A 15,024-nucleotide genomic window follows, 5' to 3' on the forward strand; every position below is an offset into this window, starting at 1 on the left:
TGATTGTGCTTCAAGCCCGGCAGCTAGTGCGCTGCCGGGTTGATTATTTGTTATTACAGCGATATTATCTCGCGCCCTATTTCTTGGCTTCCGGGGCGTAGGTAGCTGTCAATTGGAGTCCCACTGAATGGCCCGTATTGCAGGCGTTAACATTCCAGATAACAAGCATACTGTTATCTCGCTGACCTACATCTATGGTGTTGGTCGCACTACTGCACAGAAGATCTGTGCAGTGACTGGGGTAAACCCAGCCGCAAAGATCAAAGATCTGAGCGACGAGCAGATTGAACAGCTGCGTGGCGAAGTGGCGAAGTTCACCACTGAAGGTGACCTGCGTCGCGAAATCAACATGAAAATCAAGCGTTTGATGGACCTCGGTTGCTATCGCGGTCTGCGTCATCGTCGTGGTCTTCCAGTGCGCGGTCAGCGTACCAAGACTAACGCGCGTACCCGTAAAGGTCCGCGTAAGCCGATCCGCAAGTAATCGCCCCAGCGAATCGACAGGAAATTAATCATGGCTAAACCTGCTGCTCGTCCTCGTAAAAAAGTTAAAAAGACAGTGGTTGATGGCATCGCCCACATCCATGCATCTTTTAACAACACAATCGTGACCATCACCGACCGTCAAGGCAACGCTCTTTCCTGGGCTACCTCCGGTGGTTCGGGTTTCCGCGGTTCCCGCAAGTCCACCCCGTTTGCTGCTCAAGTAGCTGCTGAACGTGCTGGTCAAGCTGCGCTGGAATACGGCCTGAAAAACCTCGACGTTAACGTCAAAGGTCCAGGTCCAGGTCGTGAATCTGCAGTCCGCGCTTTGAACGGCTGTGGCTACAAGATCGCCAGCATCACCGACGTGACGCCAATCCCGCACAACGGGTGCCGTCCGCCGAAGAAGCGCCGCGTGTAATCCAGGAGATTGTAAAGAATGGCTCGTTACATTGGTCCAAAATGCAAACTCGCTCGTCGCGAAGGCACCGATCTCTTCTTGAAGAGCGGCGTGCGCGCGATCGAATCGAAGTGCAACATTGAAGCAGCACCTGGTATCCACGGCCAACGCCGCGGTCGCCAGTCCGATTACGGCACCCAACTGCGTGAAAAGCAGAAGGTCCGTCGTATCTACGGCGTTCTCGAGCGTCAATTCAGCGGCTACTACAAAGAAGCTGCTGGCAAGAAAGGTGCAACTGGCGAAAACCTGTTGCAACTGCTCGAATGCCGTCTGGACAACGTTGTATACCGTATGGGTTTTGGCTCTACTCGTGCCGAATCCCGTCAGCTGGTATCGCACAAATCCGTCAGCGTTAACGGTCAGACCGTAAACGTGCCGTCGTACCAGGTTCGTGCTGGTGACGTGGTCGCGATTCGCGAGAAAGCAAAGAACCAACTTCGCATTGTCCAAGCTCTCGATCTGTGTGCCCAACGTGGCCGCGTAGAATGGGTAGAAGTAGACACTGAGAAGAAGTCGGGCGTTTTCAAGAACGTTCCAGCTCGCAGTGATCTGTCCGCCGACATCAACGAAAGCCTGATTGTCGAGCTCTACTCCAAGTAAGGGCTAGAAAATAGGTGCATCCATGCAGATTTCGGTAAATGAGTTCCTGACACCCCGCCATATTGATGTGCAGGTTGTCAGTCCAACCCGCGCCAAGATCACTCTCGAGCCTCTCGAGCGTGGTTTTGGCCACACCCTGGGCAACGCGCTGCGCCGCATCCTGTTGTCCTCAATGCCCGGCTGCGCAGTAGTCGAGGCCGAGATTGACGGTGTGCTCCATGAGTACAGCGCCATCGAAGGTGTACAGGAAGACGTAATTGAAATCCTGTTGAACCTTAAAGGTCTGGCTATCAAGCTGCATGGCCGTGACGAAGTTACGCTGACCTTGTCGAAGAAGGGTTCGGGGGTGGTTACCGCTGCCGATATTCAGCTGGATCATGATGTCGAGATCGTTAACCCCGATCACGTAATCGCTAACCTGGCGTCTAACGGCGCCCTGAACATGAAGCTCACCGTAGCTCGTGGTCGTGGTTATGAACCGGCAGACTCGCGTCAGAGCGATGAAGACGAAAGCCGCAGCATTGGTCGCTTGCAGCTTGACTCTTCGTTCAGCCCGGTTCGCCGTATCGCATACGTGGTGGAAAACGCCCGTGTCGAACAGCGTACTAACCTGGACAAGCTGGTTATTGATCTGGAAACCAACGGTACTCTGGATCCTGAAGAGGCAATTCGCCGCGCTGCAACCATTCTGCAACAGCAGTTGGCTGCGTTCGTCGACCTCAAAGGTGACAGTGAGCCAGTGGTTGTCGAGCAGGAAGACGAGATCGATCCGATCCTGCTTCGCCCGGTTGACGATCTGGAACTGACTGTACGTTCGGCTAACTGCCTTAAGGCGGAAAACATCTACTACATCGGTGACCTGATTCAGCGTACCGAAGTAGAGCTGTTGAAGACTCCGAACCTTGGCAAGAAATCCTTGACTGAAATCAAGGACGTTCTGGCCTCCCGCGGTCTGTCCCTCGGCATGCGCCTCGACAACTGGCCGCCTGCAAGTCTTAAGAAGGACGACAAGGCGACTGCCTGATCGTCGTAATCACCGAACGTTGTGTTTGGTAAGGAATGAACCATGCGTCATCGTAAAAGTGGTCGTCACCTGAGCCGCACTAGCTCGCACCGCAAGGCCATGTTTCAAAACATGGCAGTGTCGCTGTTCGAGCACGAGCTGATCAAAACTACACTGCCGAAAGCTAAAGAACTGCGTCGCGTTGCTGAGCCGCTGATCACTTTGGCCAAGACAGACAGCCTGGCTAACCGCCGTCTGGCTTTCGACCGTACTCGTTCGAAAGCTATCGTTGGTAAGCTCTTCAACGACCTGGGCAAGCGTTACGCTACCCGTGAGGGTGGCTACTTGCGCATCCTCAAGTGCGGTTTCCGCACTGGCGACAACGCGCCTATGGCGTACGTCGAGTTGGTTGATCGTCCTGCCGGTGGTGAAGCTGTATCCGCTGAGTAAGACGTCAGTCTGAAACGAAGAACCGGGCCTAGTGCCCGGTTTTTTGTGCACGCTCGAAAAGTATCGAAAAGCCTAAGCGATAAAGCCTCATTAGTATTTATCTATCGATTCTCACAATTTAATGAATTTGATGGTGTCATGTTGATGGTCAATACTCCCTCTCAGCCGATTAGCCGGCAGTAGGAAAGACTGACAGAGGAAGACATCGCATGAGCCAAAATAAAACACTTACCACCGCCAGTGGCGCTCCTGTCGCTGATAACCAGAATTCCCGTTCCGCCGGCCCTCGTGGCCCGCTGCTGCTCGACGACTTTCACCTGATCGAGAAGCTTGCCCATTTCAACCGTGAAAACATCCCTGAGCGCCGCGTACACGCCAAAGGTTCGGGTGCTTACGGTACGTTCACCGTAACTCGGGACATCACCGAGTACACAAGCGCCAAACTGTTTGAGTCTATCGGCAAGCAAACCCCAACCTTCCTGCGGTTTTCCACCGTTGGCGGTGAGCGTGGTTCGGCCGACACCGAGCGCGATCCACGTGGTTTCGCCCTGAAGTTCTACACCGAAGAAGGTAACTGGGACATCGTCGGCAACAACACGCCAGTGTTCTTTATCCGCGATCCTTTGAAATTCCCGGACTTTATTCACACCCAGAAACGTCTGCCACAAAGCAACCTGAAAAGCGCGCAAATGATGTGGGACTTCTGGTCGCACTCACCTGAGGCGTTGCACCAGGTCACCATTCTGTTCTCGGACCGTGGCATCCCCGATGGCTACCGTCACATGCACGGCTTCGGCAGTCACACCTACAGCCTGATCAACACCAATGGCGAGCGTCACTGGGTGAAATGGCACTACAAGACCAAGCAAGGGATTAGAAACCTGGCGCCAGCAGAAGCGGCACGCCTTGCCGGTACCGATCCGGATTACGCGCAGCGTGATCTGTTCGGCGCGATTGAGCGCGGTGATTTCCCGAAATGGCGCGTGTGCATCCAGATCATGACTGAGGCTCAGGCCGCAGCGCATTACGAGAACCCGTTTGATGTGACCAAAACCTGGTCGCAGAAAGAGTTTCCGCTGATCGAAGTGGGCGAGCTGGAGCTTAACCGCAACCCGCAGAACTATTTCGCTGAAGTCGAGCAAGCGGCGTTCGGGCCGAGCAACATGGTCCCGGGTGTCGGTTTGTCGCCTGATCGCATGCTGCAGGGTCGAGTGTTCGCTTACGCCGATGCGCACCGCTACCGCATTGGCACCAACCACCAGCAATTGCCGGTGAACGCGCCTCGCAGCCCGGTAAACAGCTATCAGCGCGACGGTTCGATGGCGTTTGGCAGCAATGGCGGAGCGACACCTAACTACGAGCCGAACAGCTACGTCGAATCGCCGAAGCAAGCGCCTCGTTATGCAGAGCCGCCATTGGCGCTAAGTGGTTCGGCTGATCGCTACGATCACCGCGAGGATACCGACTACTACAGCCATGCTGGTGCGTTGTTCCGTTTGATGAGCGATGAGCAGAAAGCGCTGTTGGTCGGCAACATTGCCGGCGCAATGACCGGAGTTTCCAGCGATGTAGTTGACCGCCAATTGCAGCATTTCTACAAAGCCGATCCGGCGTATGGGGAAGCAATCGCAAAGCTGCTCAACGTACAGCTTAACGAAGTCTAAACGAGAAGCAGAACCGCCCTCATTTGGGCGGTTTTTGCGTTATTTAAACCACTTTTCTCAGAATATCTTCGCTTTTATCGCGCAAGCAGAGTGACCAAACAGTCTGCTTGGTTCAAACTACGGACTTTCAAGCAGGGAGATGTAGGGCGATGCAAGGCCACCCAGACGTAATCGATTACCTCAACACGTTGCTGACCGGCGAATTGGCGGCGCGTGATCAATATTTCATCCATTCGCGGATGTACGAGGACTGGGGTTTCACCGAGCTCTACGAACGTATCAACCACGAGATGGAAGAAGAGGCGCAGCACGCTGACGCGCTGATGCGCCGGATCCTCATGCTCGAAGGCACGCCGCGCATGCGTCCGGACGACCTGGATGTCGGCACCACAGTGCCTGACATGCTCGCCGCGGACCTGCGTCTGGAATACAAAGTCCGCGCCGCACTCTGCAAGGGCATCGAGCTCTGCGAGCTGCACAAGGATTACGTCAGCCGCGAGATGCTGCGTATTCAGCTGGCTGATACCGAAGAGGATCACACCTACTGGCTTGAGAAGCAGCTGGGTCTGATCAAGTTGATCGGTTTGGAAAATTACCTGCAATCGCAGTTCTGATTCCGCCGGCTACAAAAAAGCCCCTGTCACCGATGAAGTGACAGGGGCTTTTTCGTGGGCCTGATTCAGGCTCTGTCGCGAGCCAGCAGCGGCTTGAGGTAGAAGCCGGTGTGAGATTGCTTCATCTCTGACACTTCTTCCGGCGTACCGACGGCGATGATCTGGCCGCCCTTGGAACCGCCTTCCGGCCCGAGGTCCACCAGCCAGTCGGCTGTTTTGATTACATCAAGGTTGTGTTCGATCACCACCACGGTGTTGCCGTGGTCGCGCAATCGATGCAGTACGTCGAGCAGCTGCTGAATGTCCGCGAAGTGCAAGCCGGTCGTCGGCTCATCGAGGATATACAGCGTCTTGCCGGTGTCGCGCTTGGACAGTTCACGGGACAGCTTCACCCGTTGGGCTTCACCACCCGACAGCGTGGTCGCTGACTGCCCGAGCTTGATGTACGACAGCCCGACATCCATCAGCGTCTGAAGCTTGCGCGCCAGGGCCGGAACCGCGTCGAAGAACACCCGCGCTTCCTCGATCGTCATCTCGAGGGTTTCGTGGATGCTCTTGCCCTTGTACTTGATCTCCAGAGTCTCGCGGTTGTAGCGCTTGCTCTTGCAGACGTCGCATGGGACATAGATGTCCGGCAGGAAGTGCATTTCCACCTTGATCAGGCCGTCGCCCTGACACGCTTCGCAACGTCCGCCCTTCACGTTGAAGGAGAAGCGTCCAGGACCATAACCGCGGGAGCGGGACTCCGGCACACCGGCGAACAGTTCGCGAATCGGTGTGAACAACCCGGTGTAGGTCGCCGGGTTGGAGCGCGGCGTTCGACCGATCGGGCTCTGGTCGATGTCGACAACCTTATCCAGATGCTCCAGACCTTTGATGCTGTCGTGAGCGGCCGCTTCGAGCGTCGTCGCACCGTTCAATGCCGTAGCGCTAAGCGGGAACAAGGTGTTGTTGATCAGCGTCGACTTGCCCGAGCCGGACACGCCGGTCACGCAGGTCAGCAGGCCGATCGGAATGTCCAGATCGACATCGCGCAAGTTGTTGCCACGAGCGCCCTTGAGGGACAGCGACAACTTCTTGTTGCGCGGCGTGCGTTTGGCCGGAACGGCAATCTTCACCCGGCCCGACAAGTACTTGCCGGTCAACGAATCAGGGTGAGCCATGACCTCAGCCGGCGTACCTTCGGCGACGATATGCCCGCCGTGTACACCCGCGCCAGGACCGATATCCACCACGTAGTCAGCCAGGCGAATCGCATCTTCATCGTGCTCGACCACGATCACCGTGTTGCCGATATCCCGCAAATGCTTGAGCGTACCGAGCAACCGATCGTTGTCCCGTTGGTGCAAACCAATCGACGGTTCGTCGAGGATGTACAGAACGCCCACCAGTCCAGCGCCGATCTGGCTGGCCAGACGGATACGCTGCGCTTCACCACCGGACAACGTGTCCGCACTGCGATCCAGCGACAAATAGTCCAGGCCAACGTTGACCAGGAACTGCAGTCGCTCGCGAATTTCCTTGAGAATCTTGTCGGCAATTTCGCCACGGCGGCCAGTGAGTTTCAGCACGCCGAAATACTCACAGGCATCGCCAATCGGCAGATTGGTCACCGCCGGCAGCGTCTTCTCGCCCACCCACACATGTCGAGCCTCACGACGCAGGCGAGTACCACGACAATCCGGGCAAGGCTGGGTGCTGAGGAACTTGGCCAGCTCTTCACGCACAGAAGCCGACTCGGTTTCACGGTAGCGACGTTCCAGATTCGGCACGATGCCTTCGAACGGGTGCGAACGTTTGACGATGTCGCCGCGGTCGTTCAGGTATTTGAAGTCGACGTTTTGCGACCCGCTGCCGTGCAGGATGAACTTCTGCTGATCGGCCGTCAGTTCGTTGAATGGCACTTCCAGGCTGAACTTGTAGTGTGAAGCCAACGAGCCGAGCATCTGGAAGTAATAGACATTTCGCCGGTCCCAGCCACGAATCGCGCCTTCCGCGAGCGTCAGTTCGCCATTGACCAACCGCTTGATGTCGAAGAACTGCTTAACACCCAGGCCATCGCACGTCGGGCAAGCGCCGGCCGGGTTGTTGAAGGAGAACAGCTTGGGTTCCAGCTCGCTGATGGCATGGCCGCAGATCGGGCAGGCGAAGCGCGCGGAGAAGATGATTTCTTCGCCGGGCTCGTCGTCCATAGGCGCGACCAGGGCGATGCCGTCCGCGAGCTTCAGCGCGGTCTCGAACGACTCGGCCAGGCGCTGCTGCAGGTCGGCGCGCACCTTGAAGCGATCGACCACCACATCGATCGAGTGCTTCTTCTGCTTGTCCAGCTTCGGCAACTCGTCCAGCTCGCAGAGCCGGCCGTTGACCCGGGCCCGCACAAAGCCTTGGGCGCGCAGTTCTTCGAAGACTGAAAGGTGTTCGCCTTTACGCTCGCGGATGACCGGGGCCAGCAGCATAAGCTTGCTGCCCTCCGGTTGGGCGAGGACCAGGTCGACCATCTGGCTGACGGTCTGGGCTTCCAGCGGAATATCGTGATCCGGGCAACGCGGAATACCCACGCGAGCGTAAAGCAGGCGCAGATAGTCGTAGATTTCGGTGATGGTGCCGACCGTCGAACGCGGGTTGTGCGAGGTCGATTTCTGCTCGATGGAAATGGCTGGCGACAAACCTTCGATGGTGTCGACGTCAGGCTTTTCCATCATCGACAAAAATTGCCGCGCGTAGGCCGACAGCGATTCGACGTAGCGGCGCTGGCCTTCGGCGTACAGCGTGTCGAATGCCAGGGATGATTTTCCGGAGCCGGACAGGCCGGTGATGACAATCAGTTTGTCCCTGGGCAGGGTCAGGTCGATGTTCTTCAGGTTGTGGGTTCGGGCCCCACGAATCAGGATCTTGTCCAAAGTGGCCTCGCTCGGCGGGCGTCGAAAACGTAGGAGTATACGGCCAAATACTGGATGGATGCACACTATCGAATGAGCGGGTTGCAGCCTTACATGAAGAGTCTGTCAGCAGAGCGCGTCAAAGCGTCGCGATATACCCCGTCAATCGATGGGACTGGTAGAATCGCCGCCGGTTCACATGAGGTTTTTCCATGCACGATCCCCACAGCGAACGCATGAGTGGCAGTGAGACCCGCGCAGCAAGCGGTCTGGCCCTGGTGTTCGCCTTCCGTATGCTTGGCATGTTCATGGTGTTGCCGGTACTGGCGACCTATGGGATGGATCTGGCAGGAGCGACCCCGGCCCTCATCGGGCTGGCGATTGGCGCTTACGGCCTGACCCAGGCGATCTTTCAAATTCCCTTCGGCTTTATTTCCGACCGGATCGGTCGTCGTCCGGTGATTTACCTGGGGCTGATCGTCTTCGCCCTCGGTAGCGTGCTGGCGGCCAATGCCGACTCGATCTGGGGCGTGATCGCCGGACGAATCCTGCAAGGCGCCGGGGCAATTTCCGCGGCGGTGATGGCGTTGCTGTCAGACCTGACCCGCGAACAGCATCGGACCAAAGCCATGGCCATGATCGGTATGACGATCGGTCTGTCGTTCGCTGTCGCGATGGTTGTAGGACCGTTGCTGACCCGCGCCTTTGGCCTGTCCGGGTTGTTCCTCGCCACGGGTGGCATGGCGCTGTTCGGCATCGTGATCGTGATGTTCATGGTGCCTCGCTCAACCGGACCGTTGCAGCACCGCGAATCCGGCGTTGCGCGCCAGGCGCTGATCCCGACGCTCAAGCATCCAGACCTGCTGCGTCTGGACCTGGGCATTTTTGTGTTGCACGCGATGTTGATGTCGAGCTTCGTTGCATTGCCGCTGGCGCTGGTCGAAAAAGCCGGGTTGCCTAAAGAGCAGCACTGGTGGGTCTACCTCACTGCGCTGCTGATTTCCTTCTTCGCCATGATCCCGTTCATTATCTACGGCGAGAAGAAACGCAAAATGAAACGAGTTTTACTCGGCGCCGTCGCGACGCTGATGCTCACTGAGCTATTCTTCTGGCAGTTCGGCGATAGCTTGCGGGCTCTGGTGATCGGGACGGTGGTGTTCTTCACTGCGTTCAATCTGCTGGAAGCTTCGTTGCCATCGTTGATCAGCAAGGTTTCACCAGCAGGCGGCAAAGGCACGGCGATGGGGGTTTATTCCACCAGCCAGTTCCTCGGTTCGGCACTGGGCGGCATCCTCGGCGGCTGGTTGTTCCAGCATGGCGGTCTGTCGGTTGTGTTCCTTGGATGCGCCGGTCTGGCTGCCCTCTGGCTGGCCTTTGCTGTTACCATGCGCGAACCACCCTACGTGACGAGCCTGCGCTTGCCGTTGTCGCCCGAGGCGATCCGCGAAGCGGGTCTGGTCGAGCGCCTGAAGGCCGTCGTAGGGGTAACAGATGCGGTGATCGTTGCTGATGAAGCGGCGATTTACATCAAATTGGACACAGAACTATTGGATCGCACCACCCTTGAGCGCCTGGTGAACAACCCGGCCGGGGCAGCGTGCGTAGCCTAGGAGAACGTTATGGCCCGTGGGGTTAACAAAGTCATATTGGTCGGCACTTGCGGCCAGGATCCCGAAGTTCGCTACTTGCCTAACGGTAACGCCGTGACCAACCTGAGTCTGGCGACCAGCGAACAGTGGACCGACAAGCAAACCGGTCAGAAGGTCGAGAAGACCGAGTGGCACCGTGTGTCGATGTTCGGCAAAGTTGCCGAGATCGCCGGCGAGTACCTGCGTAAAGGTTCGCAGGTCTACATCGAAGGCAAGCTGCAGACCCGCGAGTGGGAAAAAGACGGTATCAAGCGTTACACCACTGAAATCGTGGTCGACATGCAAGGCACCATGCAACTGCTGGGCGGCCGTCCACAGCAGGGCGACCAACAAGGCGGGGGCAATAACTACCAGCAGTCCGCCCCGGCCCCACGCCAACAGGCTCCGCGTCCACAGCAGTCGGCAGCACCGCAACAGTCGCGTCCGGCTCCACAGCAGCAGGCCGCTCCGCAACCGGCTCCGGATTTCGACAGCTTTGATGACGATATCCCGTTCTAAAAAGCAGCTATCGAGTCAGTAACAAAAAAGCGAAGCCATCTGGCTTCGCTTTTTTGTTGGCGCTATTAACTGGATAACGCGGTCACATTGGCCCGTGCCGAGTGCAGTTTCTTGTAGCTATCGATCAACCGCAGGTGCCTATCGAGCCCTTCCAGTTTGATGCTGGTCGGCGTCAAACCATGGAAGCGCACGCTGCCATCGACCGAGCCGATCACTGCATCCATTCGTTCGTTGCCAAACATCCGGCGGAAATTGGCCTCGTAGTCTTCCAGTTCCAGGTCTTCGTCCAGCTTCATCTCCAGCACCGCGTTGACGGCCTGGTAGAACAAGCCGCGCTCAACCGTGTTGTCGTTGTACTGCAGGAACATCTCCACTGCCTCTTTCGCCTCTTCAAATTGCTGCAAGGCGAGATAAATCAGCAGCTTCAACTCCAGGATCGTCAGCTGGCCCCAGGCCGTATTGTCGTCAAATTCGATGCCGATCAGGGAGGTGATGTCGGTGTAGTCATCCAGCTCACTTTCCACCAGGCGCTCAACCAGCGCTTGCAGTTCGTCGTCGTCCAGGCGATGCAGGTTCAGGATATCGGCGCGGAAGAAAAGCGCTTTGTTGGTGTTATCCCAGATCAGGTCGTCTACGGGATAGATTTCCGAATAGTCCGGCACCAGGATGCGGCATGCCGTCGCGCCGATATGCTCGTAGACCGCCATGTACACTTCCTTGCCCATGCCTTCCAGAATGCCGAACAAGGTCGCGGCTTCTTCGGCATTCGAGTTTTCACCCTGGCCGGAGAAGTCCCACTCCACGAATTCGTAATCGGACTTGGAGCTGAAGAAGCGCCACGACACCACGCCGCTGGAATCGATGAAGTGCTCGACGAAGTTATTCGGCTCGGTCACCGCATGGCCTTCAAACGTCGGCTGGGGCAAGTCGTTGAGGCCTTCGAAGCTGCGGCCCTGGAGCAGTTCGGTCAGGCTGCGCTCCAGCGCCACTTCCAGGCTCGGGTGCGCGCCGAACGAGGCGAACACACCGCCGGTACGCGGGTTCATCAACGTGACGCACATCACCGGGAATTCACCGCCCAGGGATGCATCCTTCACCAATACGGGGAACCCTTGCTCTTCCAGCGCCTGAATACCGGCCAGGATCCCGGGGTACTTCGCCAGCACATCGGCGGGCACATCCGGCAGTGCAAATTCACCTTCGATGATTTCGCGTTTTACCGCACGCTCGAAGATCTCCGACAGGCATTGCACCTGGGCTTCGGCCAGCGTGTTGCCGGCACTCATGCCGTTGCTCAGGAACAGGTTTTCAATCAGGTTGGACGGGAAATACACCACTTCGCCGTCCGACTGGCGCACGTATGGCAGCGAGCAGATGCCGTGCTCTTCATTGCCCGAGTTGGTGTCGATCAGGTGGGAGCCACGCAACTCGCCGTCGCGGTTGTAAATCTTCAGGCAGTACGCGTCGAGGATTTCGGCCGGCAGTTCATCTTTACGGCCAGGCTTGAACCAGCGTTCGTCCGGGTAATGCACAAACGGCGCGTTGGCGATCTCTTCGCCCCAGAACTGATCGTTGTAGAAGAAGTTGCAGTTGAGTCGCTCGATAAACTCGCCCAACGCCGACGCCAGCGCGCCTTCCTTGGTTGCGCCCTTGCCGTTGGTAAAACACATCGGCGAGTGCGCATCGCGGATATGCAGCGACCACACGTTGGGAACGATATTGCGCCACGAGGCGATTTCAATCTTCATGCCCAGGTCCGCCAGAATGGCCGACATATTGGCGATGGTCTGCTCCAGCGGCAGGTCCTTGCCCGCGATATAGGTGTGCGCCTCTGAATTAGACGCAGGCATCAGCAACGCTTGGGCATCGGCGTCGAGGTTTTCCACTTCTTCGATCACAAACTCAGGCCCGGCTTGCACCACTTTTTTCACGGTGCAACGGTCGATGGAACGCAGGATGCCCTGGCGGTCCTTGTCGGAGATGTCCGCTGGTAGCTCGACCTGAATCTTGAAAATCTGGTTGTAGCGGTTTTCCGGATCAACAATGTTGTTCTGCGACAGGCGAATGTTTTCGGTGGGAATGCTGCGAGTGTCGCAGTACAGCTTCACGAAATAAGCCGCACACAACGCCGACGAAGCCAGGAAGTAGTCGAACGGACCCGGTGCCGAGCCATCGCCCTTGTAGCGGATAGGTTGATCGGCCACCACCGTGAAGTCGTCGAACTTGGCTTCAAGTCGAAGGTTGTCGAGAAAGTTGACCTTGATTTCCATGGGGGATTACCAGAATAACGGGCTAGACGATTTGGCCGCCATTATCCGGCATTTCAGCTATAAGTCTTGCGCGCATCGTACTTATGTCCACACCGGCGATGGATGGATCAGTCGAGTATCAGGTGCGGTAAAAACCGGCTCGAATCCTTGGTGATCAGACTGTTGTCTTCCCGCACACCAATACCGGCCGCCTGATCGCCGATCACCCAAGAGCCAACCAGCGTAAAGCTGTCGCCAAACTGCGGCAACGGTGCGAATTCCTGAAGGATAAACGGCGCGTCGGTGTAGGGGCCGTCCTCTTTTACGATCAGGCCCTCAGCGGTTTGCAACTCGATGTTGGCGCCTTCCCGCGAGAAGAACGGTTTGCGCACCCAGCCTTTCGGCACCGCTTTGCCCGGGTCAGTATCCAGATGAGTTTCGAGCAGGTTCGGGTGACCTTTGTTGAATTCCCACAGCAGCGACAGGATGCCCTTGTTGGAGATGATCGATTTCCAGGCCGGCTCGAAAAATTGCGTATCGCTCTGGGCAATCGCTGCGCCGAACGGTTCGTGGAAGATGAACTCCCAGGCGTGCAGTTTGAACAGGTGAGGAATCCAGCGATCTTCCAGATCGACGAAGCGTCCGTCAGTGGTGAGGCCGATGTCTTCGATGTCGATGTGGCGTGATTCTATTCCGACTTTTTCGGCAATCAGGCGCAGGTAATCGGTGGTGCCCTTGTCCTCGACCGAGTCTTTCATCGAGGCGAAATAAAACGGCTGTGTGAGCTGCAGTTGAGCGAAGGCCTGATGCAGTTTGGTGTCGATGCTATTGAACTGGTCGGCGTGCTTGGGCAGCAGGCCACGTTCGATGCATTGTTCCAGCCAGCCCCATTGGAACGCGGCGGCCTCATAGAGGCTGGTCGGCGTGTCGTAGTTGAGCTCCAGCAACTTGGCCGGCCCGGTGCCGTTGTAAGAGAAATCCATCCGACCATACAGGTGCGGATGGCCTTCGAGCCATGAAGTGCGAACCAGGTCGAAGAACGGCTCGGGAATGCTCAGGCGCTCCAGCAATTCCTCGCTCTGCACCACGCGAGCCACCAGGTCCATGCACATGTCATGAAGCTCGGTGGTCGGGTCTTCCAGATCGTTTTCGATTTGCTTGAGCGTGAATTGGTAATACGCGCTCTCGTCCCAATAGGGTTCGTCGTCGATGGTATGGAACAGAAAGCCGAGACTTTCGGCTGTCTGTTTCCAGTCATGACGCTCTGCGCAGAGGATTTTCTTCATGGCTCTGTTCCCTTAGCTGCTCGAACCGCCAGAACTCTTGCTCGATCCACCCCAGCCACTGCGTGCGCTGGCTTGGCTGCCGAAGCCGCCACGGGAGGTGGACGATGCAACGGACACCGGCTTGCTGCGGGTGATGTTGTCGGTGTAACTGCTACTACCGTAGCGTGCCTGGTTGGACCTGTTGAAGGTCGAGCCTGACGAGACCCGTTGGCTGAGTGTCGAGGACGAATAGCTGCCGCGATCATCGCGATAGCGGTAGACCGGTTCGGAGTAGTAACTGTTGCGGTTGTTGCTGAGCATGTTGCCGATCAGGAGTCCCGTCAGCAGGCTACTGCCGGAGAAGCCCGAGCCTGCGGCGTTCGCTTCCGACGCGGGCAGTTTGGCCTTGGCCGCGTCCACTTCGGCTTGCGTGACCTCGCCATCGGCGCTCAGCTCGAAACCGCCGAGCTTGGGGATGAATTTGCCGGCGGAATCCTGCTGGCACCAGTCGGCAACGAAGTCGGCGTCGCAATCGGCCTTGTTGTCATACACCGGCGCAATGCTTCGATGCTGAGTCATGGCCTTCATGTAGGCATCAGAACAGATATCGACCGGGAGCTTTTCATCGGCGCACTGCTGAACGGACTGAAAGTTGTACTTTTTGTGTATCTCGTAGGTTTCTTCCGTCGCCCCGCAGCCAGAGATCGCCATTGCGACCGATGCGGCCAGTGAGAGCTGAACGTACTTGCTTCGTTTCATCGGAATCTCCGTGGCGCAATCAGTTCGGGGAAGGGGTCATGCACGCGGCGTTCAGCATGCCGACGCTAATGGCCACTGCCGCGATATAGATACCCGCGGCGATTTCACCCTTTTTAATGCGTTCAGAGGCGCCTTTAAGCACCAGGCTGGTCACCAGGAAAGCCAGCAGTTGTACGAAAGCGGCGATCACTGCCCAGACGACGAAGTCCAGAATGCTGATCGAGTAGGCAATCACATTGCTGGCTGGAATGGCGAAACCGATGATGGCGCCCCCCAGTGCGATTGAGGCCGCAACGTTGCCAGAGCGGATCAGTTCGAACTCTTTGTGCGGGGTGATTCGGGTGTAGATGAATTGAAACAGCGCGAACAATACGGCGGCACCGAGGATGTACGAAACAAACCCGAGCACGGCGGCTTTGTTCAGGGAGATGGAGAGCGCTTCAAGCATGGA

General features: G+C 57.2%; 14 protein-coding genes. 9 read left to right on the plus strand and 5 right to left on the minus strand.

The window, feature by feature from the left end; all coding sequences use genetic code 11:
* Positions 1-127: 127 nt before the first annotated feature.
* The 7 genes from rpsM (at position 128) to bfr (ending at position 5,274) form a co-directional block, all read left to right on the plus strand.
* Positions 128-484 (plus strand): 30S ribosomal protein S13, encoded by a 357-nt coding sequence (gene rpsM, locus ACSQ87_RS03860; protein ID WP_003186020.1) that lies wholly within the window; start codon positions 128-130, stop codon positions 482-484.
* A gap of 30 nt (positions 485-514) precedes the next feature.
* The gene (gene rpsK, locus ACSQ87_RS03865; RefSeq protein ID WP_002555466.1) at positions 515-904 is read left to right on the plus strand and encodes a 30S ribosomal protein S11; all 390 of its coding nucleotides are present in this window, start codon (positions 515-517) and stop codon (positions 902-904) included.
* A gap of 18 nt (positions 905-922) precedes the next feature.
* Positions 923-1,543, plus strand: coding sequence for a 30S ribosomal protein S4 (gene rpsD / locus ACSQ87_RS03870; RefSeq protein WP_003210056.1), 621 nt, complete (start codon positions 923-925; stop codon positions 1,541-1,543).
* A gap of 22 nt (positions 1,544-1,565) precedes the next feature.
* Positions 1,566-2,567, plus strand: a complete 1,002-nt coding sequence (locus ACSQ87_RS03875; protein ID WP_003186012.1) for a DNA-directed RNA polymerase subunit alpha — start codon at positions 1,566-1,568, stop codon at positions 2,565-2,567.
* Positions 2,568-2,609: 42 nt separating this feature from the next.
* Positions 2,610-2,996, plus strand: coding sequence for a 50S ribosomal protein L17 (gene rplQ, locus ACSQ87_RS03880; RefSeq protein WP_008145500.1), 387 nt, complete (start codon positions 2,610-2,612; stop codon positions 2,994-2,996).
* Between the two features lie 209 nt (positions 2,997-3,205).
* On the plus strand, positions 3,206-4,660 hold the full coding sequence (locus ACSQ87_RS03885; RefSeq protein WP_436273375.1) for a catalase: 1,455 nt from the start codon (positions 3,206-3,208) through the stop codon (positions 4,658-4,660).
* Positions 4,661-4,809: 149 nt separating this feature from the next.
* Entirely contained in the window at positions 4,810-5,274 is a 465-nt protein-coding gene (gene bfr, locus ACSQ87_RS03890) for a bacterioferritin (RefSeq protein ID WP_436273376.1), read from the plus strand.
* Positions 5,275-5,339: 65 nt separating this feature from the next.
* Here bfr and uvrA read toward each other — a convergent pair whose 3' ends face one another.
* Positions 5,340-8,174 carry an excinuclease ABC subunit UvrA gene (gene uvrA / locus ACSQ87_RS03895; protein ID WP_436273377.1) on the minus strand — a complete coding sequence of 945 codons (2,835 nt, stop codon included), beginning with the start codon at positions 8,172-8,174 and terminating at the stop codon, positions 5,340-5,342.
* A 191-nt stretch (positions 8,175-8,365) separates the two neighbouring features.
* Here uvrA and ACSQ87_RS03900 point away from each other — a divergent pair, with 191 nt between their 5' ends.
* Both ACSQ87_RS03900 and ACSQ87_RS03905 read left to right on the plus strand, forming a co-directional pair.
* Positions 8,366-9,763, plus strand: a complete 1,398-nt coding sequence (locus ACSQ87_RS03900) for an MFS transporter (RefSeq protein WP_223432832.1) — start codon at positions 8,366-8,368, stop codon at positions 9,761-9,763.
* Between the two features lie 9 nt (positions 9,764-9,772).
* The gene (locus tag ACSQ87_RS03905) at positions 9,773-10,300 is read left to right on the plus strand and encodes a single-stranded DNA-binding protein (RefSeq protein ID WP_056743429.1); all 528 of its coding nucleotides are present in this window, start codon (positions 9,773-9,775) and stop codon (positions 10,298-10,300) included.
* Between the two features lie 65 nt (positions 10,301-10,365).
* On the opposite strand, the gene ACSQ87_RS03910 is transcribed toward ACSQ87_RS03905, so the two are convergent.
* The 4 genes from ACSQ87_RS03910 to ACSQ87_RS03925 all read right to left on the minus strand — a co-directional run bounded on the left by ACSQ87_RS03910 (position 10,366) and on the right by ACSQ87_RS03925 (position 15,021).
* Entirely contained in the window at positions 10,366-12,570 is a 2,205-nt protein-coding gene (locus ACSQ87_RS03910; RefSeq protein WP_436273378.1) for an OsmC domain/YcaO domain-containing protein, read from the minus strand.
* Between the two features lie 107 nt (positions 12,571-12,677).
* Positions 12,678-13,835 carry a glutathionylspermidine synthase family protein gene (locus ACSQ87_RS03915; RefSeq protein WP_436273379.1) on the minus strand — a complete coding sequence of 386 codons (1,158 nt, stop codon included), beginning with the start codon at positions 13,833-13,835 and terminating at the stop codon, positions 12,678-12,680.
* A 12-nt stretch (positions 13,836-13,847) separates the two neighbouring features.
* Positions 13,848-14,573 (minus strand): DUF1190 domain-containing protein, encoded by a 726-nt coding sequence (locus ACSQ87_RS03920; RefSeq protein WP_223432835.1) that lies wholly within the window; start codon positions 14,571-14,573, stop codon positions 13,848-13,850.
* A gap of 19 nt (positions 14,574-14,592) precedes the next feature.
* A complete protein-coding gene (locus ACSQ87_RS03925; protein ID WP_223432836.1) occupies positions 14,593-15,021 on the minus strand; it encodes a DUF350 domain-containing protein in 429 nt (142 codons plus the stop codon).
* Positions 15,022-15,024: the final 3 nt, after the last annotated feature.

The organism is Pseudomonas sp. LjRoot277 (genome assembly GCF_964253845.1).
In the GTDB taxonomy this organism is placed as follows: Bacteria; Pseudomonadota; Gammaproteobacteria; order Pseudomonadales; family Pseudomonadaceae; genus Aquipseudomonas.

Excerpts from the sequence above, each read along its gene's own strand:
- rpsM (WP_003186020.1), top strand. The coding sequence starts at position 128 with ATGGCCCGTATTGCAGGCGTTAACATTCCAGATAACAAGCATACTGTT.
- rpsK (WP_002555466.1), top strand. The coding sequence starts at position 515 with ATGGCTAAACCTGCTGCTCGTCCTCGTAAAAAAGTTAAAAAGACAGTG.
- rpsD (WP_003210056.1), top strand. The coding sequence starts at position 923 with ATGGCTCGTTACATTGGTCCAAAATGCAAACTCGCTCGTCGCGAAGGC.
- ACSQ87_RS03875 (WP_003186012.1), top strand. The coding sequence starts at position 1,566 with ATGCAGATTTCGGTAAATGAGTTCCTGACACCCCGCCATATTGATGTG.
- rplQ (WP_008145500.1), top strand. The coding sequence starts at position 2,610 with ATGCGTCATCGTAAAAGTGGTCGTCACCTGAGCCGCACTAGCTCGCAC.
- ACSQ87_RS03885 (WP_436273375.1), top strand. The coding sequence starts at position 3,206 with ATGAGCCAAAATAAAACACTTACCACCGCCAGTGGCGCTCCTGTCGCT.
- bfr (WP_436273376.1), top strand. The coding sequence starts at position 4,810 with ATGCAAGGCCACCCAGACGTAATCGATTACCTCAACACGTTGCTGACC.
- ACSQ87_RS03900 (WP_223432832.1), top strand. The coding sequence starts at position 8,366 with ATGCACGATCCCCACAGCGAACGCATGAGTGGCAGTGAGACCCGCGCA.
- ACSQ87_RS03905 (WP_056743429.1), top strand. The coding sequence starts at position 9,773 with ATGGCCCGTGGGGTTAACAAAGTCATATTGGTCGGCACTTGCGGCCAG.
- ACSQ87_RS03910 (WP_436273378.1), bottom strand. The coding sequence starts at position 12,570 with ATGGAAATCAAGGTCAACTTTCTCGACAACCTTCGACTTGAAGCCAAG.
- ACSQ87_RS03915 (WP_436273379.1), bottom strand. The coding sequence starts at position 13,835 with ATGAAGAAAATCCTCTGCGCAGAGCGTCATGACTGGAAACAGACAGCC.
- ACSQ87_RS03920 (WP_223432835.1), bottom strand. The coding sequence starts at position 14,573 with ATGAAACGAAGCAAGTACGTTCAGCTCTCACTGGCCGCATCGGTCGCA.
- ACSQ87_RS03925 (WP_223432836.1), bottom strand. The coding sequence starts at position 15,021 with ATGCTTGAAGCGCTCTCCATCTCCCTGAACAAAGCCGCCGTGCTCGGG.